This is a genomic window from Vreelandella boliviensis LC1 (assembly GCF_000236035.1).
Taxonomy (GTDB): Bacteria; Pseudomonadota; Gammaproteobacteria; order Pseudomonadales; family Halomonadaceae; genus Vreelandella; species Vreelandella boliviensis.
The window spans coordinates 524,586-545,875 of sequence record NZ_JH393258.1 but is presented as its reverse complement, the minus strand read 5'-3'; the positions used below and the strand labels follow the sequence as shown (position 1 = coordinate 545,875).

The 21,290-nt window shown below is 53.9% G+C and carries 17 protein-coding genes and 1 pseudogene; 16 read left to right on the top strand and 2 right to left on the bottom strand.

Annotation, left to right across the window (positions count from 1 at the left end):
- Nucleotides 1-154: 154 nt before the first annotated feature.
- The 9 genes and pseudogenes from KUC_RS11690 (at nt 155) to KUC_RS11650 (ending at nt 10,104) form a co-directional block, all read left to right on the top strand.
- Nucleotides 155-1,633 carry an amino acid permease gene (locus KUC_RS11690; protein ID WP_007113406.1) on the top strand — a complete coding sequence of 493 codons (1,479 nt, stop codon included), beginning with the start codon at nt 155-157 and terminating at the stop codon, nt 1,631-1,633.
- Nucleotides 1,630-2,613, top strand: coding sequence for a homocysteine S-methyltransferase (gene mmuM, locus KUC_RS11685; protein ID WP_244264792.1), 984 nt, complete (start codon nt 1,630-1,632; stop codon nt 2,611-2,613). Before KUC_RS11690 ends, mmuM begins: the two co-directional genes overlap by 4 nt.
- 229 nt (nt 2,614-2,842) lie before the next feature.
- Nucleotides 2,843-3,061, top strand: a pseudogene (locus tag KUC_RS19400) (GNAT family N-acetyltransferase); the annotation flags it as partial.
- Nucleotides 3,062-3,235: 174 nt separating this feature from the next.
- Entirely contained in the window at nt 3,236-4,849 is a 1,614-nt protein-coding gene (locus KUC_RS11680) for an ABC-F family ATP-binding cassette domain-containing protein (RefSeq protein WP_007113404.1), read from the top strand.
- Nucleotides 4,850-5,000: 151 nt separating this feature from the next.
- A complete protein-coding gene (locus tag KUC_RS11675) occupies nt 5,001-5,939 on the top strand; it encodes a LysR family transcriptional regulator (protein ID WP_040480755.1) in 939 nt (312 codons plus the stop codon).
- Nucleotides 5,940-6,106: 167 nt separating this feature from the next.
- On the top strand, nt 6,107-7,357 hold the full coding sequence (locus KUC_RS11670) for an MFS transporter (RefSeq protein WP_244264790.1): 1,251 nt from the start codon (nt 6,107-6,109) through the stop codon (nt 7,355-7,357).
- On the top strand, nt 7,338-8,033 hold the full coding sequence (locus KUC_RS11665; protein ID WP_040480753.1) for a haloacid dehalogenase type II: 696 nt from the start codon (nt 7,338-7,340) through the stop codon (nt 8,031-8,033). The genes KUC_RS11670 and KUC_RS11665 overlap by 20 nt, the downstream gene beginning before the upstream one ends.
- Before the next feature lie 240 nt (nt 8,034-8,273).
- Nucleotides 8,274-8,462 carry a hypothetical protein gene (locus tag KUC_RS11660; protein WP_040480751.1) on the top strand — a complete coding sequence of 63 codons (189 nt, stop codon included), beginning with the start codon at nt 8,274-8,276 and terminating at the stop codon, nt 8,460-8,462.
- Between the two features lie 476 nt (nt 8,463-8,938).
- Nucleotides 8,939-10,104 (top strand): IS3 family transposase gene (locus KUC_RS11650; RefSeq protein ID WP_085940832.1). Its coding sequence is split into 2 segments (ribosomal slippage): nt 8,939-9,200 and nt 9,200-10,104, totalling 1,167 coding nucleotides; the frame shifts between segments, so codons are not numbered across the junction.
- On the opposite strand, the gene KUC_RS11645 is transcribed toward KUC_RS11650, so the two are convergent.
- Nucleotides 10,067-11,560: an aminotransferase-like domain-containing protein gene (locus tag KUC_RS11645; RefSeq protein ID WP_007113396.1), complete on the bottom strand. Its 1,494-nt coding sequence runs from the start codon at nt 11,558-11,560 to the stop codon at nt 10,067-10,069. The genes KUC_RS11650 and KUC_RS11645 overlap by 38 nt on opposite strands.
- Before the next feature lie 90 nt (nt 11,561-11,650).
- Here KUC_RS11645 and KUC_RS11640 point away from each other — a divergent pair, with 90 nt between their 5' ends.
- From KUC_RS11640 to KUC_RS11610, 7 genes are all read left to right on the top strand, one after another.
- The gene (locus KUC_RS11640; RefSeq protein ID WP_040481030.1) at nt 11,651-12,601 is read left to right on the top strand and encodes a DMT family transporter; all 951 of its coding nucleotides are present in this window, start codon (nt 11,651-11,653) and stop codon (nt 12,599-12,601) included.
- Nucleotides 12,598-13,059 carry a M67 family metallopeptidase gene (locus KUC_RS19815; RefSeq protein WP_007113394.1) on the top strand — a complete coding sequence of 154 codons (462 nt, stop codon included), beginning with the start codon at nt 12,598-12,600 and terminating at the stop codon, nt 13,057-13,059. Before KUC_RS11640 ends, KUC_RS19815 begins: the two co-directional genes overlap by 4 nt.
- 13 nt (nt 13,060-13,072) lie before the next feature.
- Nucleotides 13,073-14,488, top strand: a complete 1,416-nt coding sequence (gene moeB, locus KUC_RS11630) for a molybdopterin-synthase adenylyltransferase MoeB (RefSeq protein WP_007113393.1) — start codon at nt 13,073-13,075, stop codon at nt 14,486-14,488.
- 11 nt (nt 14,489-14,499) lie between these two features.
- Entirely contained in the window at nt 14,500-15,414 is a 915-nt protein-coding gene (locus tag KUC_RS11625) for a PLP-dependent cysteine synthase family protein (RefSeq protein WP_007113392.1), read from the top strand.
- Nucleotides 15,415-15,447: 33 nt separating this feature from the next.
- Nucleotides 15,448-16,434, top strand: a complete 987-nt coding sequence (locus KUC_RS11620; protein ID WP_007113391.1) for a serine O-acetyltransferase — start codon at nt 15,448-15,450, stop codon at nt 16,432-16,434.
- Nucleotides 16,435-16,438: 4 nt separating this feature from the next.
- Nucleotides 16,439-17,167, top strand: a complete 729-nt coding sequence (locus KUC_RS11615) for an alanyl-tRNA editing protein (protein ID WP_040480748.1) — start codon at nt 16,439-16,441, stop codon at nt 17,165-17,167.
- Nucleotides 17,168-17,311: 144 nt separating this feature from the next.
- Complete coding sequence (locus KUC_RS11610; RefSeq protein ID WP_007113389.1) at nt 17,312-18,742, top strand: IS1182 family transposase; 1,431 nt, start codon at nt 17,312-17,314, stop codon at nt 18,740-18,742.
- 241 nt (nt 18,743-18,983) lie between these two features.
- Here KUC_RS11610 and recD read toward each other — a convergent pair whose 3' ends face one another.
- Nucleotides 18,984-21,278, bottom strand: coding sequence for an exodeoxyribonuclease V subunit alpha (gene recD / locus KUC_RS11605; RefSeq protein WP_007113388.1), 2,295 nt, complete (start codon nt 21,276-21,278; stop codon nt 18,984-18,986).
- Nucleotides 21,279-21,290 lie beyond the last annotated feature (12 nt).

Sequence of the window (21,290 nt, the reverse complement as noted above, 5' to 3'; positions counted from 1 at the left end):
TTATCACTCAAGGTAGGTTTGTATATTCAAAATAAGAATATTAAATCTTTCTTTTATTCTTTTTAGAAAGTTAAGGATACCCTAAAATAGCACCCTTTCTGAGTCAGGCTGCTGGGCGCTTGCTGCCTCGTTAGGCCAACGATAGGGATGCACCATGAGTAAGCAAGCAAGGGATCAAGACCTTTATCAAGGCAGTGACCAAGTCCAATATCAAGAACGTGCGCACTTCAAGCGCAGTATGGATACGCGCCATTTGGTGATGCTGTCATTGGGTGGGGTAATTGGTACCGGGTTGTTTTTGAGTTCCGGTTATACCGTGCAGCAGGCCGGGCCTATCGGCGCTGTTTTGGCCTACCTAGTAGGCGGCATCGTCGCTTGGTTAGTGATGATGTGCCTGGGCGAGCTGGCCGTGCATATGCCGGAGTCGGGCGCTTTCAGCGCCCATGCCAGCCGTTATATCGGCCCCGGCACCGGTTACATGGTGGCCTGGATGTACTGGCTTACCTGGACGGTAGCATTAGGCTCAGAGTTCACCGCCGCGGCGGTGTTTATGGGGCGCTGGTTTCCCGATATCCCCGGCTGGTACTGGAGTGGGCTGTTTGCGGCAATCGTCTTTGGCGTCAATGCGTTTACCACGCGCTTCTTTGCCGAGTCTGAATTCTGGCTTTCATTAATCAAGGTGATCGCGGTGGTGGTGTTTGTGCTGGTGGGTGCCGTGGCGATCATCGGCTGGGTGCCGCTGCATGATGCCACTGGCGCAGAGGTCGCCTCACCAGGCCTTTCGGCGCTGTGGGGAGAAGGCGCCATGCCGCCCAGCCTGCTCGCCATTGGCACTACCTTACTGGCGGTCATGTTTGCCTTTTCTGGCACCGAGCTGATTGGGATTGCCGCCGGGGAAACCGTCGATCCGGGCCGCAATGTACCCAAAGCTATTCGCGCCACCCTGTGGCGATTGATCCTGTTTTTCGTCGGCACCATTGTCGTGATTGCGGCGCTGCTACCTCAAGATCAGGCCGGACTCACCGAAAGCCCCTTTGTGGCCGTATTCCAACGCCTTGGCGTGCCGGGTGCCGCCGATATCATGAACTTTGTGATCATCACCGCGCTACTATCAGCCGCTAATTCCGGGCTTTATGCCTCTTCGCGCATGCTGTGGACGCTCTCGGATCAGGGCACTCTGCCGAAGTCATTGAGCCGACTCAACAAACGCGGCATCCCGATGAATGCCGTATTGCTGAGCATGGTGGGTGGCCTGGGGGCGCTGTTTTCCAGCGTTTATGCACCTGAAACCGTCTATTTGGTATTAGTCTCTATTTCCGGTTTAGCCGTGGTGGTGGTCTGGATGGCCATTGCGCTCAGCCAGTTCAACTTCCGCCGCCATTATCTGCGTGGAGGAGGGCAGTTGAAGGATCTGGTCTATCGCACGCCGTTCTACCCCTGGGTACCGCTCACTGCATTTGCGGCCTGCTTGGCGGCGTGTATTGGCATCGCCTTTGACCCGCAACAACGTGTAGCGCTCTATTTCGGCGTGCCTTTTATTGGCCTGTGCTACTTGGTGCACTTTGTGCGCCACCGTGCGGCCTCCCAGCGTCCTGAATATTCGCCCAACGCCGTCGAGGAAAAGACCGTATGAGTGCCCCTATGACTGCCCCTATGACTGAGTTGAATCCGATCAAAGCCCTCTTGGCGCAAGTGCCCTTTATGGTCATCGACGGTGCCTTGGCCACGGAGCTTGAAGCGTTAGGCTGTGATCTTAATGATGCGCTCTGGTCGGCGCGCCTGCTGGCCCAAGCACCGGAGAAGATTCGCCAAGTGCATCAGGCCTACTTTGAAGCCGGGGCCGACTGTGCGATTACCGCCAGCTATCAAGCCACGGTGCCAGGGTTTATGCAGGCAGGGCTGACGGCAGAAGAGGCGCGGGCGCTGATTCAGCTCTCGGTCACGCTGGCGCAGCAGGCGCGGGATGCGGTGTGGCAGCCCGGTCAAACCGACCGGCCTAAGCCATTAATAGCCGCATCCGTTGGCCCGTATGGCGCCTACCTAGCCGACGGCAGTGAATACCGCGGCGGCTATGACCTGGATCGCGCCGGGCTGGTGGCGTTTCACCGCGAGCGTTTTGAGCTGCTGCTAGCCGCAGGCGCTGACCTATTGGCCGCCGAAACGTTACCTTCCCTTGAAGAGGCGCTGGCAATCACCGATTTGCTGGCCGAGCACCCCGGTGCTCAAGCCTGGATCACTTTCTCAGCAAAGGATGGCCAACACATCAGCGACGGAACACCTATCGCAAAATGTGCCGCCGCCCTGGCCAACTGCCCAGGCGTAGCGGCGATTGGTGTGAACTGCACGGCGCTGGCCCATATCGAATCGCTGATTAAAGAAATCCGCCGTGAGTGTGATCTACCAATAGTGGTGTATCCCAACTCAGGGGAAGTCTACGACCCGGTGACCAAAACCTGGCACTCCGCCACCTGCGACCATACCGCTGCCGATCTTTCCGGGCTGGCACAAGGGGTTGAACATTGGTTGGCGGCTGGCGCGTCAGGCTTTGGCGGCTGCTGCCGTACTTCACCGGAGGATATTCAGGCGCTGGCCCAGTGGCGGCGCTCGCGCTAGCCGAGGGCAGCAAGAACCTCCATGAGACGCGAAAGTGATCGCCGTATTCGTTGCCTACTTGCCAAGGTGGGGCGCCCCATTCAAAACATCAAAGTGATCCTGCCCAGTAACGGTCGGCACTAGGGATTTACTCAACACTAGCGCCGGCCCGAGCTTTGTGGCAGAAGTAGAAGGCAAGCTAGTGGGAACAATTATGGCGGGCCACGATGGCTAGCGCGGTTATGTTCAGCACTTATCGATGGCGGACTCGCATCGTCGGAGGGGCATAGCAACAGAGCTGGTAAACCTTTGCCTAGAAGCGCTTAAAAACGAAGGAATACTAAAAACGCACCTGATAATTCTTCCCCAGAACAAAGCCGCCCAGAAGTTCTGGGCAAGCCAGGGTTGGGCGTACCGATCTGACGTTTTGTTCTACTCGTTTGTTAGTGGGGATAATTTAAATATCTAGACCAGGACTGTCATGTTCTTGCCGACTCCCTATCGTTATTTGTACTATTGAAGTCCTTTCCACGCTAAGCAGAGGTAGTTGTCCAATGAGCCATTGATGCCCGCCGTTGTAATAACGGCCAGTCTCCATTAGCCCCTGACTCAGGGGGAGTACTCGGCATCTCTGGAATCAATCATGACCACTACCCATCTCACCTTAAAGGGTGTCTCCTACGTTTTACCGGATGGCAGGACGCTCTTTACCGATCTTTATGAACAGTTCGACACACGCCCCACGGGGCTGGTGGGCCGCAATGGGGTCGGCAAAACAATCTTAGCCCAAATTCTCGCGGGCTTGTTGCAACCCACCCGCGGCCACTGTCAGCGCCCCGACAACGTGCATTACCTTGCCCAGCAAGTGGCCCAACTGAAGGAGGCGTCTGTTGCTGATCTCGCGAATGTGCGAGCAACATTGGATGCGCTGGCGCGAATTGAAACTGGCAGCACGGCACCAGAGGATTTTGAAGCAGTCGATGACCGCTGGGATATGCCCCAGCGATTTCGCAATGAGCTTGATCGCAATGGCTTGGGCTATCTTGAAGCCACTACCCCGGCTAGCACCCTGAGCGGAGGGGAAGCGATGCGGGTTGCCTTAATGGGCGCCATGCTCTCTGATGCCGATTTCCTGATTCTTGATGAGCCAAGTAACCATCTCGACCGATCCAACCGGCAAGCTCTTATCGAACAGCTGCAGCGCTGGCCGCGTGGGCTGATCGTGGTCAGTCATGACCGGCAATTATTGGAAACCATGGTGCGCATTGTGGAGCTTTCCCCCTTGGGGCTGCATAGCTACGGTGGCAACTACACCTTCTATGCCGAAGCGAAAGCCCACGAACAGCAAACTGCGATTAACCAACTCAATCAGCGTAAGCTGGAGCGCCAACGTCAGGAACGGACGACGCGTAAGCAGCGTGAACGTCAGGAGAAACGGCAGGCCCGCGGTAACCGGCAGGGCAAGGAAGCCAATCAGGCCAAGGTAATACTGGATGGCCAGAAAGAGCGCAGCGAAAACTCCACCGGCGCATTGCACCAAAAGCAGGCGGCCAGCCGTGATCAACTTAACCAGCGCGTGCGGGAAGCCGCAATGCAAGTTGAAGACGAAGCGCACATCACCCTGCATGAGATACCGATTAATCAGGTAGCCAAGCGCTGTTTGGTTGAACTAGAAAAGGTAGAGCTTCCATTCGTCATGGGAGCTACTCGTCGCATTAGACTAATGCTGAGAGGGCTGCAGCGCATCGGTATCGTTGGTCCCAACGGCTGTGGTAAATCCACGCTGCTACGAGTACTTGCGGGCCAGATTGAGCCACTATCCGGAACCTGCAAGGTGACCCCAGAAAGGGTCTATCTCGACCAGCGACTAGCGAATCTTGACCCGGAACAGAGCGTGCTCGAACAGCTGCAGCTGGCTAACCGCTCAACGACGGAGGGTGCGCTGCGCATGCTACTGGCCCAACTAGGCCTGAACGCGCAGAAGATCACCACGCCCAGCGGACTACTTAGCGGCGGTGAACGCCTGAAAGGAGCACTGGCTTGCATCCTCTACGCCGATTCGCCCCCACAATTGCTGCTGCTCGATGAGCCAAACAACCACCTCGACCTGCCGTCGGCACAGGCACTGGAAACCTTATTGCGCAGTTACCAAGGCGCTTTACTGGTGGTATCCCATGACGATGCCTTTCTGGAAAACCTGGCGCTAACAGACCGCCTACTGGCAACCGAGCAAGGCTGGCACTTGGAGTCGGTTTGATGAATAACTCTGACTTTTTTGATCTCCAATAAGCGCTGGTGGTGTAGTTGAAAACTCAACTTATCAAGTCCGGCGATATTGGGTTATTTTACCCCCATTGCATCAGCTATCTCAGCTATATGATGAACACTTACCTGCTGAAAGGCCGCCAATGACTGATTTAATAATCTTGAGAGATTTTCTGGTTCTTTGCGAGACCAAAAGTTTCAGTCGTACTGCGGAGCACCGACATGTATCGGTGTCTGGGTTGAGTCGCCGTATTCAAGGGCTTGAGGAGTGGGCAGGCACAGCGCTATTTGAGCGGCGTAAAGGGGCGTTAGTACTGACGGAGGCAGGCCACAGTCTGCAAACGGTAGCCTCGCAATCACTTAGTTCTTTAGATCACTTTCGGCGCTCCGTGGCTGACGATCTTAATGAGCAGAAACAGCGGATACGTTTTTGCTCACCACACATTATGGCGACAATATTCTTTCCCCAGTGGCTGCCGCGCATACAGGAGCAGTTCACACAGGCTAAATTTAGCATTGACTCGAATACCTTGCCGGAGTGCCTAGCCGCGCTCAATCAGGGAGAAACCGACTACGTAGTGGCACTCTTCGACTGTGAACAGCTTATCGCAAGGCGCTTGGGAATAGTGAGTGATAGCTACGCTTCTATTGAGCTGGATACCGAGTATCTCATCCCTGTTAGCGCGCCAAATGTTGCCGGTCAGCCACTGTTTAATTTACATGTGGCAGACGGCACTCCACTCTCATTTCTGAATTACTCACAAGAGTGCCACTTGGAGTGGTCGCTGAGTGCCATGCTCGCGCAGCAAGGCTTAAATTTGCAGCAACACCATGATGCTGGCCTCGCTGACAGTTTGCGTCATATGACGTTATCAAAATTGGGTGTTGCGTGGCTGCCCTATTCGTTAGTGCGAGAGGATCTTAGTGCCAAGCGGCTTATTCGAGCGGGAAGCACAGCCTTTGATGTGCCATTAAAAATTATTCTGCTGCGACGAACAGCAGCCCTAGCAGCAGAAGCTCAGCGGCTATGGGACGTTCTTGTAGAAATGAAGGATGTGAGAGCGTTGTCTGACGTTGTTTGATTGGTACTTTGAGAGCATGTTGCAGCGTCGGCAATGTTTTCGTCTCTTTTTAGCCTGTAGTGCAACCTAGCCAGTAAAGTCGCGGTGCTTGCTGATTTGGCAACAGGCATTGCGATATCTGCGTTGTTGAACGCTCAGAAATGGCTAATGCTAGGGAAAGGCTCAATGTGCTGAGAACCCCTATGACGATGCTGCTGCCGATGGCTTCTGCTCAAAACTACCGCTGGATCATTTTGCTGATAGCCACCCTTGCCCAAGCAGCGGCGTGTTTCTTCGTTCAGGGTATCGGCGCCATAAGCGTCTATATACAAGCAGATATGGGGCTCTCCGCATTTCAGATTGGGGCGTTGGTCTCGGCGGCTCAGCTGGTGCCTTTGGTCGGGCTGTTGGTTGCCGGGGAGTTGCTGGACAGGTTCAGTGAGCGTTTGGTGGTGGGGTTAGGCACCCTCGTAGTAGGCATCGCGCTTAGCGCTGCCGTGCTGGCTGAGAGCTACTGGGCCATGCTGCTGTTTTTGGTTCTCGTAGGGGCGGGCTACAGTACCGCCCAACCCGGAGGCAGCAAATCGGTAGCGGCTTGGTTTGATAAATCTCAGCGCGGCTTTGCCATGGGAATTCGTCAGGCGGGTTTGCCGCTGGGCGGTGCGCTGGCGGCGATCATCCTGCCAACCGTCGCTATCACCTGGGGGTGGCGCGCCTCTTTTCTGGTGGGCGGGCTGATTGCGATCTTCGGGGCGTTGGTCTTTATGCTCTTTTACCGTGCCCCTGCTGGCGCGGTGCCGGTCGCAAGAGCCTCTGAAGGCAGTCTAACCAACGTTGTCTTATCGCGACTGGCGATGATTCGTGAACCGGCCATGAAGCAGATTATGGCGTCCGGTATTAGTTTGATCTCGGTTCAGTACGGCATTTTGATTTTTACCGTGCTCTATCTGCACAGTCGTTTGCAGATGGAGGTACTGCAAGCCGCGACGTTGCTATTCGTGGCTCAGGGGGCCGGGGTTGCCGGGCGTATTTTGCTGGCAGCCTGGAGCGATCGCTGTCGCTCGCGCTATTTCCCGGTCATGGTGTGCATGGTGGCGGTGATAGTGGGGTTGCTGGTATTGGTTTGGCTACCGCTGAATTCAATGTTCATGCTGGGCTGCTTGATGTCCTGGCTGGGCTTTTTTGGCTTCGGTTGGTACGGCCCTTGGGTAGCTTATGTGGCGGAGTCGGCGCCTGCCGATAAAACCGGCTTTGTGCTGGGGCTGGCCATGGCGATTAACCAACTGGCGATTGTATCGGTACCGCCACTGCTGGGGTGGATGCTGGATATAACGGGTAGCTTTATGGTCGGCTGGAGCCTGCTGATCGCCATGACACTACTCGGACTATTAATGACCATCCAGCGGCAAGGAGACGTTAATGAAAGCCATCGTGTTTGACGTGTTCGGTACTATTGTCGATTGGCGTTCCAGTTTGATTAACCAGTTCAGGGCGTTAGAGCAGGAACTGGGGATAGAGCTGCCCGGTGAAGCGTTGACGGATCAATGGCGTCAGCATTATGCGCCTTCGATGGATCGGGTGCGTAAAGGTGAAATTCCATGGACGGGGTTGGAAGATCTGCATCGGGAAAGCCTAGTCAAACTACTCAAGCAACATGGGATTACGCTAGACGAGGCGACCATTGATCGTGTTAATCACTTTTGGCACCAGTTAGACCCATGGCCGGATGTTCAGCGTGGCCTTCAGCAACTGAAAGAGCGCTACATTATCGCCACCCTGACCAACGGCAATTTATCGTTAATGGTGGACGTTGCCCGTTATGCCAAACTGCCATGGGACATGGTGTTTTGCGCTGAATTATTCCAGCACTATAAGCCTGACCCAGAGGTCTATTTAGGCGCTTGCCGCCTGCTGCGCCTGCCGCCTGAAGAAGTGATGCTATGCGCAGCGCACAATTACGATCTGGGGGCTGCCCGTGCATTGGGAATGAAAACGGCGTTTATACCCCGGCGTACAGAGTATGGCCCGCAGCAGCGTAAAGATTTAGAAGCCGAGCAAGCATGGGATGCGGTGGCTGAGGATCTCGTTGCGTTGAGCGAGCGGCTAATAGAGTGAGCCAACAATACATGCCATTAGGGCTGGATAGCATGTGTTGAGATAGTGGCTGTTATAGGCATTGAGTATGTGAGCAGTGCCCTCGGCACCCAAAAACTGTCCCTCGGGGAAGCACCAGGCTGAAAATATTTATAAGGACACACGCGATGTATTTGCAGAAAATGGCATAAACCGCAACACTTTCGGTAGCCCAAGGTATCCTCTAAAAGCATTTTCTACGTACCTAAAAAGGTAGTCACCATGTCAGCTGCGATGAGCAAAGACGACGCACACAAGCTAATTGAACAACTTCCTGCGAATGCCACCTGGGAAGACCTTATGCATGAGATCTATATCCGGGAGTCCATCGAGAAGGGCATGGCGGATAGCCAAGCGGGTAACGTTACAAATGTGGGGGATATTCGCAAGAAATACGGCCTACCTGAATGAATGTGTTCTGGACAGCAGCAGAAGCTCATTTGGACGCGATTTATGCCTATATCGCGCAGGATTCAGAAGCTTATGCGTTGAGCTCCGTTGATAAAAATCACCCGGAGGTCACAACAGATTGGTGATTTCCCCGCTTCAGGGCGCAAAGTGCCCGAGTACGACATCGCTCAAATAAGGTAAGTCCTGTGTGGCGCTTACCGCATTATCTACTACATCAAACCAGATCAAGTTGACGTTCTCGCCGTCCTACATGCATCTATGAACCGACTGAAAAGCGAATAGGGCAACGCTATAGCGGAGTGTCGGTACCTAGTTCAAGACACAGTAAGCTGAGGCTCATCCACCACCACCGAGTCACGCAACGTTTCAGCGAAGCTTGCCAGAGCGGGTGTCCAGGTTTCTGGTTCGAAGGCGGCTGATCCTGCCCAGTAACAGTGGACACCTCAAGAATGTAATACGCTACGATGAGGTGAACCATGGCAAGATCGACGACATCGATGAAGAAAAAATCCTATACCCGTTACTCAGATGCCTACCGTCAAGAAGCGTTAGCACTCGCTGATCGCATTGGCGTTGCAGCAGCGGCTCGTGAATTGGGAATACACGCCAGTCAGCTCTATCAATGGCGCTCTAAAGCCCAGCTTCAGCAAGACACCTCTGAACGAGAGCGGTCGCTAGCAGAAGAAAACGTCCGCTTGAAGCGCCAATTAGCTGAGGCAAATGAAGAGCTGGCCATCACAAAAAAGGCCGCGGTGTACTTTGCGAAGAGCCTGAAGTGAAGTACGCCTTTATTCATCGCCATCGTCAGGCTTTCAGTGTTCAACGTATGTGCCGTGTTGTTGGGGTCGCTCGAAGCGGCTACTACGCTTGGCGGCAGCGCGAAGGAGTACCGTCCCCAAAACGCAGCGAGCAAGCCATTCTCGATCAGCGTGTGGCTGAGGCTTTTCACCAGCGTAAGGGCCGCTCAGGCGCCCCGAGATTAACCCTAGACCTGCAAGATGATGGGATGCCGATCAACCGTAAGACGGTAGCTGCCAGCTTACAGCGTCAAGGCTTGCGCGCTAAAGCCGCTCGCAAGTTCAAGGCCACCACGAACTCTCGGCATTCGCTGCCGGTGGCAGCGAATCTACTAGAGCAAAACTTCACGGCCTCAGCTCCCAATCAAAAGTGGGTGGGCGATATCACTTATTTGGCGACGGGCGAGGGTTGGCTTTACCTAGCAGTCCTCATTGATCTTTACTCTCGTAAAGTGGTCGGTTGGGCAATGAGTGAGCGCATGACGGCTGATCTTGTCTGTGACGCGCTACAAATGGCGCTATGGAGACGTAAAATGCCCAAAGGCGTCATAGTCCACTCGGATCGAGGCAGTCAGTACTGTTCCACGCTTTACCAATCGCTGCTTAGGCGACATGAGCTTAAGTGCAGTATGAGCGCTAAAGGCAACTGTTATGGTAATGCCTGTGCCGAAAGCTTCTTCCACAGCCTGAAGGTTGAAGCGATTCATGGAGAGCAATTTAAAACGCGAAGCGATATAAGGCGTCAGGTGTTTGAATACATCGAACTCGACTACAATAAGCACCGGCGGCATAGTGCTATAGGAATGATCAGTCCTGAGGTCTTTGAATCTCGAATGATCGCTTAAACCAGTGTCCACTGTTGCTGGGTAAGATCAATTCTCCTTCGAACTGGGTGCTGCCCTGACGCAGGGTATTCGCGATTGTCTGGAAGCCCATCCGAAGCAACTGATCATCGTGTGAAGCGTTAGTGACGCTTGCGCGGATAAACTGCGGTACCGCTGCCCGGCCAACAGCGAAGGCCTCTGCTGTTGTAATCAGATAGTTCTTCAACTTCAGGTCGGTTTCAATATCAGAGGCTCGCCAGGGTTCAGGCACCTCAATCCAGAAATGGGGACTCTGTGGGTGGGTACGATAGGTAAATCCGTCCAGCAGGCCTTGCACTAGCGCTTTGCGCCGAATGATCTCTGCGATCTGATCACGTAGCAACTTCTCCGCAGTACCCTCCTCGATCCAATGGGTCGCTAGCTCCATCGCTAGGGGAGTCGCCATCCAGCAGGAGGCACGCAGGGCTGCGGTGATCCGACTAAGTAGCGTCGTTGGTGCGTGTAGAAATCCCACCCGCAGGCCCGCTGCAACGGCTTTGCTCAGGCTGCTAATCAGGATGCTGCGCTCTGGCGCGAAAAAACTAAGTGGCGGGGCACGATCTTCTACAAGAATGGCGTGTGCCTCATCTTCAATTATTAACAGATTGTGTTTACGACAGATCTCGACGATCGCTTCTCGGCGTGGCGAAGAAAGGACGCAAGTGGTCGGATTTTGTAGGGTGGGTGTGCAATAAATAGCCGAGACACGGTTGTGCTGACAGAGTTCATCGATAGACGCTGGGGTAATACCTTCTTCATCCATTTCTGCGCCGAGCAGCTTGATACCCAGCATACGTGCAGCGGTAATCAGGCCGGGGTAGGTGAGTTGTTCAGTGACAATTGTGTCCCCCGCACGCAACACGGCCATGAGGGTGCATAGTAGCCCATGCTGGCCACCGTTAGTGCATAGCACTTGTTCAGCCTGAGGGCGGAAATTTCCGTGGGCAAGCCAGGTTGCGCCAGCCTGGCGGTACCTTGGTAGTCCCGCGTCTGGGTTGTAAAGCGTTAGCTCTTGAAGAGCCTGGTTATCCTTGGCAAGTTCCATAAGGCTTTGGGCAAGTAGGGAAGTCTCAGCCCCAGGGATGTGCATGTTGCGACTCATGTCGTACTGATCAGGCACCTCATCGATGAAATTGCTGAAGTCATCGTCGCGTTTATGCTCTAGGCCGCATTGGCGTACGAAGGTGCCGTCACCCACTCGCGCCATGACTAGCCCCATGCGTTCTAATTCGGAATATGCGCGACTTACCGTACCAATTGTCACTCCGAGCCTGTCCGCCAGATGGCGATGAGGCGGTAGTTTTGACCCTGCCTCAATGCTTCCTTCTAGAATTCTTACCTCCATCGCTCCAGCGAGCCGCTTGTACTTAGCTCCTTGTCCGGAACTTAGCGCGTCTTTCAGAATTGAAACCGTGTCAATAATTGTTTTGACAGCCATTTTAAGTCCTAATAGTCTAGTTTTAGGGTGTCAATTATGGTTTTTACCCCAGTTAATGGGTTTAATTTAGCAGGTAGAGGGATTGCCGTCATGTCAATTACTGCAGTGGCCGAAAATGCTCGCAAAAGCTGGCAGAAATGGTTGGGGGGCTTCATCACCAGTCTGCTTTTTTTGATCGTTTGTATTAGCTGGGGCACGACCTGGCTGGGAATCAAAATTGCAGTGGAATCAATACCGCCGCTAACAGCTTCTGGTTTGAGGTTCTTGATCGCTTTCCCCTTATTCCTTTGTTTCGCACTGATTCGAGGCGATTCGATATTATTTCCCCGCGGGAGAGGTGGCTTCTTTGTCTTTGTCACCCTCAGCTATTTCAGCTTGCCGTACTACCTGCTCAATTACGGGGAGACCCACGTTTCATCCGGCCTTACTGCGCTGCTATTTAGCTGTATGCCAGTATTCATTGTTATTTTTTCTTCCGTTTTTCTGCGCGAGCGTATCTATCTTACCCAAGTGATGGGAATCGCCATCGGCTTCGGCAGTTTGTTTATGATCCTGCGCAGCCAGGGCCTCAACTTCGAACAGTCTGAGTTTGTTGGCGTCCTTGCGATTCTGGCCGCGGCTGTGATGCATGCATTGTGCTATGTGATTACTAAGCAGAAAGGCACCGAAATCAGCGTCATCACATACAACACTATTCCGATCGGCCTCGCCGGCTTGATGCTGTTCCTGGTAGGGCTGGGCGTTGAGCGGCCCGACTTCGCTAGTTTCAGCGCGAGTTCCTGGTGGGCGTTGATTTACCTCGGTCTATTCGCCTCAGTAGGCGGGTTTATCGTTTATTTCTTCCTGTTAAAGCGTCTTAGCCCAGTGATCCTTTCCTTTGTATTTATCATATTTCCGGTATTCGCCGTGATCATCGGTTCTTGGTATGAAGGGCAACCGATCTCACAGGATCTCGCCTTTTACTCCGCCCTTCTTTTAGCTGGGTTCGCCCTCACCAAAGTGCCGTTGGAAAAGTTCTTAGCGAAGAGGTCTGCTCCATGACGGCCAAGGATGTTTTTAATCCCCAAGCATTGCTGGCTATCTATCGCCATGCCGCTAATGCCTATCCTGAGGAGTGCTGCGGTTTTGTTTTCGTCGATGCACGAGTGCACTGCGGCAGAAATATCCAGAACCAGCTCCACAAAAGCAGCCCTGATATCTACCGGCGCAGTGCAGCCAACGGCTATACCTTCGCCGTGGCCGACACCGTGCTGTTGAATCGGAGCCTACAAAGCGACAACCCGGTAAGCGTTATTTATCACTCGCATCCGGATGTAGGCGCTTATTTCAGCCGAGAGGATGAGGATAAAGCGCTATTTGGTGGCCAACCCATCTATCCCGTTTCTTACTTGGTAGTTGACGTCCGATCTGGGGAAGTGGTTGGTGCGAAGCTGTTCGAGTGGGATGGCGAAAGCTTTGTTTGTAGTCGGGATTTCCCGGCGCTTTGTGAGGATCATTAATAGGAGCTTGATTATGAATGTCGTGATCTTTCCGGAAGTGTTGACTCGTATTGCAAAGTTGCCCTCCGCTCGATTGGAAGGCGAAGGTGGCACGGTGCGTGAGCTTGTCCATAATGTCTGCCAGAAATATCCAGCACTGCGTGACCACCTGTTCTACAGTAATGATCAGTTCAAGGAACATTTTTTGCTCACCGCCGGTGGTGAACTGGTGGACGCTGATAGCCAACTGTTGCCTGGCACCGAGCTTGATATCATGCTCGCGACCTCCGGTGGGTTGGACTTCGACGAGCTGAGCAACGACGAAGTGCGCCGCTATGTTCGTCACATTACACTGCCCGACGTCGGACGAGAGGGGCAGCTGCGCTTGAAGAATGCGCGGGTATTGATCATCGGTACCGGTGGCTTAGGCTCGCCGGTCAGCCTTTACCTAGCGGCCGCTGGTGTCGGAACTCTCGGTCTAGTGGATTTTGACCGGGTTGAAAGCAGCAATTTGCAGCGGCAGGTAGTACACGGTACCGCTACTCTTGGCATGGCCAAGGTTGAATCAGCGCGACGGCGCCTAGGGGATCTAAACCCGGGTATCCGTATCGACGCCCACGATTTCGCTCTGACTCCTGACAACGTGCTAGGGCTGGTGGGTGATTACGACCTAGTGGTCGACGGTACCGATAATTTTGCTACTCGGTATCTGCTCAACGACGCCTGCGTACTCTTGGGACGCCCGCTAGTGTATGGCGCTTTGCATCGCTTCGATGGTCAGATGAGCCTCTTTAACCATCAGAATGGCCCCTGTTATCGCTGCCTTTATCCGAAGAGCCCACCAGCCGAACTAGCGCCTAACTGTAATGCTGGCGGCGTGATTGGTGTGTTACCCGGTGTGGTTGGTCTAATCCAGGCTACAGAAGTGATTAAGCTGATCCTTAATATTGGAGAATCTCTCGTTGGCCGTCTGATGCGCTTCGACGCCCTTGCTATGAAGTTCACTGAAGTTCGCTTTAAGCGTCGTCTTGATTGCCCAACCTGCTCACCCGCCCGCATTAGCCGCGAGCTGCAGGTCGAGGCACATATAGCCTGCGCCTCCGATGCAGCTCCTCAGGAAAGGCTACCGGCGGAACTTTTCATCAGCCCGCAGGAGCTGCAACACTACTTTGCCGTCGGCGAGGACATTCAGTTACTCGACGTGCGCGAGCCAAACGAGCTGGAAGTTTGCCGTCTCTCAGGCGCTTCAAACATCCCACTAGGCGAACTGGCCGAACACCTAAGTGAAGTGGATCGTGATCGTCACCTATGCCTAATCTGCTACGGAGGGCCACGCGCCGAACGGGCAGCCCGACAACTGTTGGAGGCCGGGTTCTCAAATATCCAAGTGCTACATGGTGGCATGAAGGCGTGGGCACGTGATATCGATCACGACATGCCGCTCTACTGAGGTGAGGTCTGATGATCTACGAATCTCTACTAGAGCTAATCGGTGAGACGCCGGTGATAAGGCTCGCAGCCTTCAGCGCCGAAACTGGGCTCGAAGTGTATGCGAAGCTAGAGTCGCTTAACCCTGGAGGTAGCCATAAGACGCGCATCGCCTTAGCTATGATTCGTGACGCTGAGACTCGCGGGGTTCTTTCGCCAGGTAGCGGTCAGACGATCATTGAGCCGAGCGGAGGAAACACCGGCATTGGCTTGGCAATTGCTGGAAACATTCTCGGCTACCGCGTTGTGTTAGTAATTCCAGACAACTATAGCTTGGAAAAACAAAAGTTGCTGCGGCTCTACGGTGCTGAAGTGGTGCTCTCTGACAGTCGGCGTGGCAATAACTCTCATGGTGAAAAGGCAATGGAATTGCAACTAGAAAACCCGATGTTCGTAATGCTCAACCAGCAGCGCAACCCTGCTAATCCAGATATACATCGATGCACGACTGCCCGGGAGGTTATACGCGATTTCACAGATATTCCTCTCGACTGCTTGGTAGCAGGAATAGGCACCGGTGGACATATCACCGGCCTGGGGGAAACTCTCAAGTCGTGCTGGCCAACGTTACGGGTCTTCGGCGTGGAACCTGAGCAGTGCGATCTACTAACCGACCGCCATGCTCCCCATGATATTCAGGGCCTGTCTATCGGCCTGGTTCCCAGCATCCTAAACCTTGGGGTGCTAGACAGGATGCTAAAGGTCTCTAAACAAGCTTGCTTAGAGCGTTTACGTCAGACCATGCGCTGCGAGGGCATAAGTCTAGGTTTGTCTTCTGCGGCAAATTTAGTTGCCATCGCTGAACTATCTCGGGAGTTTCCCAAGGGTGCGCGGATACTTACGCTTATATACGACGGAGTCGACGGTTACCTACCGAATTTTGAATGAGTACTTCGAAACTACGTATGGAGGGTACACAGTATGCGGGAAACGACATTCACGATGCTGCTATATGAACAGCTGCTGGAACATATAATGGCTGCACTCAATCCAGATGATATGACTTTGCTTGAGTCCTGCCCGAGCGGGCTCTTGAATACTGCTCTGCAGCAGGCGGCCGAAGATCTTCATGCATATGCCTCACGCGACCCAGCCTCGAAAGGACGGGCGGATTTGATCCTTGCTGCCTATGCCTCGTTCAAGGCGGTATTGTTTTATCGCGTAGCGCATCAAGTATGGGGAGCCTATGACATGGTAGGGCGGGAAACTATTGCGCACAGGCTCGCAAGTGTCGGAAAGCTGCAATCTGGCGCGGAAATTCATCCGGCAGCGTCTATTGGTAGGAGCTTCGTGCTAGACCATGGGTTTGGCACAGTCATAGGCGAAACCTGTGAAATTGGTAATGATTGTTATCTGCTAGGGGGAATCACGTTGGGAGCTTCCGGTATAGCCGATAATCACGGTGGGAAACGTCACCCCAGTCTGGGTAATCGCGTAGAGGTCGGGGCGGGGGCACGCATTCTTGGCCCGGTACGTATTGGTGACAATGTTTTCATCAGCCCATCTAGTGTCATTACCCGCGATGTGCCGGATAACACTTACGTGAGCATTGTAAATCAACTGCAGCTGCAGCGGGAGAATCTGTCGATTGGCTACGAGTTTGTAGGGGCCTTTTCGCTTGGCGAGCGCTTGCACATAGTGGGCGAGTTTTCAGATAAAGAGAAGGTCTTCGTGCTGGACGCCGATCAGAGGTGCTTGGGTAGCTTGACGCTTGAGTGCACGGTTCAAGAACAACACCATCGTCAATATCGGCTGCGCAACATTGACGGCGAAGCACCTGAGCCTTCCTATCCGCTGAACCTTAGAGTAGTTGGCCCGTCTCGAGATGTCGTTTTGGTGAATCCTCCTGGGCTGAGCAATCTAGTCCAGTCCGTATTACAGCATCATATCCAAAGTGTAGGAGGATGATTCTATGCTAGCAATGGCCATACCTACCCGGCCCCTATTTTACGAGGAACCATATCAGCAACAATTCACCGCCCATGTATTAGCTGTTAGTGAGTTAGGTGTCGCTTTGGATCAAACTCTGTTTTATCCGACAGGGGGTGGGCAGCCCGGAGATAAAGGTTGTTTTCTTTTACCAGAAGGCTGTGAGGTTGCAGTAGTAGGGACTCAGCGCGACTCGCTTATACCCTCAATTATTTGGCATCAATTAGAGGACGGGAGTTCGGCAATCAACATTGGAATGAAGCTGCAAGGGTGTCTCGATTGGAAGCACCGCTACCAACATATGCGCATGCATACCTGCTTGCACTTACTGTGCTCCATTGTTGATGCACCTGTGACTGGATGTAGCATCGCTACGGACAAGGGAAGGCTTGATTTCGATCTACCAGAATCTTCTTTTGATAAAGAGCACATCAACCACCGACTTAACGAGTTAGTAGGTGCCGCACTACCGATTACCACCCACATGTATCCAACCGATAAATACAATAATGTTTCTGAAATCACGCCTACCTCGGCCGTGTCTTCTCCTGCAATGCTCGGTATGGTGCGCGTTGTTGATATTTCCGGCCTCGATACTCAGCCATGCGGCGGAACACATGTGCTCAACACTAATGAAGTGGGTAAGGTCATCTGTGCCAAGATCGAGAAGAAAGGCCGCCACAATCGGCGCGTTACCTTACGTTTCGCTTGAGAGAAGAAAGCCCTTAAGTTTTTTTAGACCTCAGGTGGCAGCTTTAGAGCCGACACTTCCCACTCAACGTCCGCTCCTGGCCGAGGCTGTGTGAAAACGTAGCTGTCGCTATACTTGTCCCATGACAGAACGTGGGAGGTACCGATGAAACGGTTCGTCGCAGGTGAATCCCGATCCCAAGCTACCTTGTTTCCTGAGCTTCTGGATGATTTTGTCTCTGAAGATAATCCGGTTCGGGCCATTGAGGCTTTTGTTGACGCCCTTGACCTCAAACAGCTGGGCTTTAATGGCGTTGACCCTCATGCGACGGGTCGGCCCGCATACCATCCTGCCGTTCTTTTGAAAATCTATCTCTACGGTTACCTCAATCGCATCCAGTCTAGCCGCCGACTGGAACGTGAGGCACAGCGTAATGTTGAACTCATGTGGCTAACGGAACGCCTAGCGCCGGATTTCAAAACGATCGCAGATTTCCGCAAAAACAACGGCAAAGCGATTCAAGCTACTTGCCGCGACTTTGTCATGATATGTCGACGCCTAGGGCTCTTTTCACATTCGGTAATGGCGATTGATGGCAGCAAATTTAAGGCAGTTAACAATCGAGACCGTAACTTCACCTTGGCTAAGATGAAGCGGCGGGCAGAAGAAATCGATAAAAGTATTGAACGTTACTTACGTCAGCTCGACGCCATGGATCAAGGCTCTGCCGCTATCACAGAAATGCAGACAACAGGTTTGAAGGAAAAGATCGCTTCCTTAACAGAAGAAGTTCAGCAACTACAATCCATTGAAATTCAAAGAACTGAGTCCCCTGACCAGCAAGTCTCTTTGACAGACCCTGACGCTCGTTCCATGACCGCGCGAGGAACAGGAATCGTAGGCTACAACGTACAGACGGCTGTCGATAGCCAGCATCATCTGATTGTCGCCCATGAGGTTACCAATGTCGGCAGTGACCGGCGTCAGCTTTACCGGATGGCCAATCAAGTACGCGATGCTAGTGCTGTCAGTGATCTCCACGTCGTAGCTGATCGCGGTTACTTTACGGGTGAGGAGATACTTGCGTGTCACAAGGCCGGTATCACGACGTATCTTCCCAAGCCCAAAACCTCGCCTAGCCAGGCTAAAGGTATGTTTCCCAGAGAAGCTTTCCGCTATGTGCCTGAGCGTAATGAATATCGCTGTCCGGCGAGAGAACGTCTGACTTGGCGCTTTAAAAATGTTGAAAAGGGCCAGACGCTTCATTGCTATTGGAGTTCGGCCTGTCCGAGTTGTTTTATGAAGCCGCAATGCACCACAGGTATCTATCGGCGTATCAAACGGTGGGAACACGAAGAGGTACTGGAGGCGGTGAAATTTAGGCTGGATCAGGCGCCACAAATGATGCGTCTCCGTCGTCAGACGGTCGAACACCCCTTTGGGACGTTGAAAGCGTGGATGGGAGCGACGCACTTCCTGACCAAGGGGCTTAAGAACGTCAGCACGGAAATGAGCCTCCATGTGCTTGCTTACAACATGAAACGCGTACTAAATATCTTTGGCACCCAGGGGTTAGTCCAGGCAATGCGTGGGTAAGGGCTTAAACCTGGTGCTGCCAAGCTTGTAAAAACCGATAACGCTCTTTAGCGGGTGTTTCTTAGCGACGATCATCTCAAACAGCTAGAGATGCGGAAATAATAAATAAAGGCGTTCTGAAACGTATTGCTGGCCGATAGCTGTGCCAAGACGACTGGACACTGTCATCGCCAACTGATTTTTAGGTTTTCACACAGCCTCGGCCGAAAACCGACATCACCAACGGTAATGTCGGTTTTGATTACAAGCTCCCCAACCCACTAACCCTAATAACCTCCCTAGTCACTGCATCATTCAATATCCCGCGCTTAGCTTCGATCAGCGTGAGCCAATCGCGGGCGCGGGTGATGCCGGTGTAGACCAGCTCGCGGGTGAGGATGGGATTGGGCGTTTGGGGTAACAGCAGGGCGGTGTGCTGAAATTCTGAGCCTTGGGATTTGTGTACCGTCATGGCGAACACGGTTTCCACCGCGTGCAGGCGTGAAGGCAGCACCCAATGAATGGGCTTTTCTGCATCACTGGTTGGGAAAGCGACGCGCAAAAGAGACCTTCCAGGCGTGCGCGGATCAGGCACCGCCATTGTGATGCCGATATCGCCGTTCATTAGTTTCAGGCCGTAATCGTTTTGGGTGACAAGTACCGGGCGGCCTTCGAACCAGCCTTTTTCTAATGTGTGGTCGTTGCCGAACAGTAGCATTTCGCGTCGCAATGTTTTGGCGATGCGCAGGTTTAAGCCTTCTACTCCCCACGGGCCTTTGCGCAGTGCGCATAGCAGCTGAAAGCGGCTGTAGGCGGTTAGTACTTGTTTGGCCCAGGCATCGTAAACTTTGCTGTTCTCTTCAAACGCCAGAGCCGTATTGGGCCGTTCACTCGCTAAGGTATTTAGGTAGTAACGGTAGCCGGTGGGCGGTGCTATTGGCTCGCCCTTGTGGTTGGTGCGGCCTTCGCCTGCGTTAGGAAAACGCTCCGGACTGCCGGTGATTACCAGGCGCTCCAGGACGCTGTCTTCGTTTTGTGCGTCTGGTTTTAATACCAAGTGGTGCAGGTCGGCATAGCCGTTATTCAGTACGCTATGCACCACTTGGTGCTTCTCCCGTTCACTTAGTTCATCGCTTAGCGGCTGGTTAATCGCCTGGGCGAGCTGGCCGATGCCGCTTTGGGCATTAAAACGGTGGCTTACCCGCAGCATGGTAATGGCTTGATCCAGCGGCTGGCCGTTGGGGTCGATTAATGTTTCCGGCAGCGGGTGGCCGTTGATTTCAGTCAGCCACTTTGCCGTGGTGGGTGTGTAGTGGGCGGCGTCGGCGCGGCGGCACAGGTCGCCCAGCACGGCGCCTGCTTCTACCGAGGCCAGCTGGTCTTTATCCCCCAGCAGCACCAGCTTGGCGTTGGCGGGTAGGGCGCTGAGTAGCGCCGTCATCATTTCGATATCCACCATTGAGGCTTCGTCCACCACTAGCACATCCAGCGCCAGTGGGTTGGCGGCGTTGTGGCGGAAGTGTCGGGTGTCGGCGCGGGCACCCAACAGCCTGTGAAGCGTGGTCACTTCCGTAGGAATATCCATTGCGCTTGATGAGGAAGCGGCAGAGTACTCGGCTAATAACGATGATAACTCGCTGATGGGCAGGTCATTGACCTGACCGGCGATGGATTCATTTAGCCGTGCGGCGGCTTTGCCGGTGGGGGCGGCTAGGCGAATGCGAAGCGGGTGTACGTTGGGTTCTGCTAGCTGCAGGGTTTGCAGCAGGGACAGCAGGCGCACCACGGTGGTGGTTTTGCCGGTGCCGGGGCCGCCGGTGATGATTGCGAAGGGGCTGCGGGCGGCTAGGGCGCAGGCGTTTTTTTGCCAATCTACGGTAGTGGTGGGTTGGAAGAGGATGTTTAGGGCTTGGGAGAGTATTCCAGGGTGACTATCGTCACCCATCGCCCGACAAGTCTGGCTCCTACAAGGGCCATTGCCATCCTTCGTGGTGAGGCGGTTGGCGATTTCCTGGTGTAGGGTTTGCTCAAACTGCCAGTAGCGGCGTAGGTAGAGTTTGCTGGTGTTGCCGCTGTGGCTCACCACCAGCGGCGTATTGCCGTGGCCGTCGCTGATCAGCGTGGGGTGGTGAAGCGCGGTCTGCCACTCACTCAGCGTTAGCGTGGCCAGCACATGGCTGGGCAGCGGCGGCGGGTCGTTGAGGTCGTCGCCTTCGGGCGGTAGCGATAGGGCAAAATCCGGCGCTTCTAGGGTGGCGGCTAAATCCAGGCAGACATGGCCACGGCCAAGCTGGTGGCTAGCCAGCGCTGCACCCAGCAGTAGCAGCGGCGGGGCGTGTTGGCTTTCGCGCTCGAAAAAGCGCACCAAGGCCAGGTCTAAATCCCGCAGCCAGCCACGGGAAACCCAGCGCTCACACAGTTGTAGCAGCGCGGCGGTGTCGTTTAGCGCAGGGTGTGGCTGGGTGGGGCTGGCGGCTGATTCTGTCGGTGGTGTTGCCGGTGCGGTTGAATCAGGTGCAGCGGGCGGTGCGTCTTCGGCGAACAGATCCAAGTTCATGGACTCGTTCAT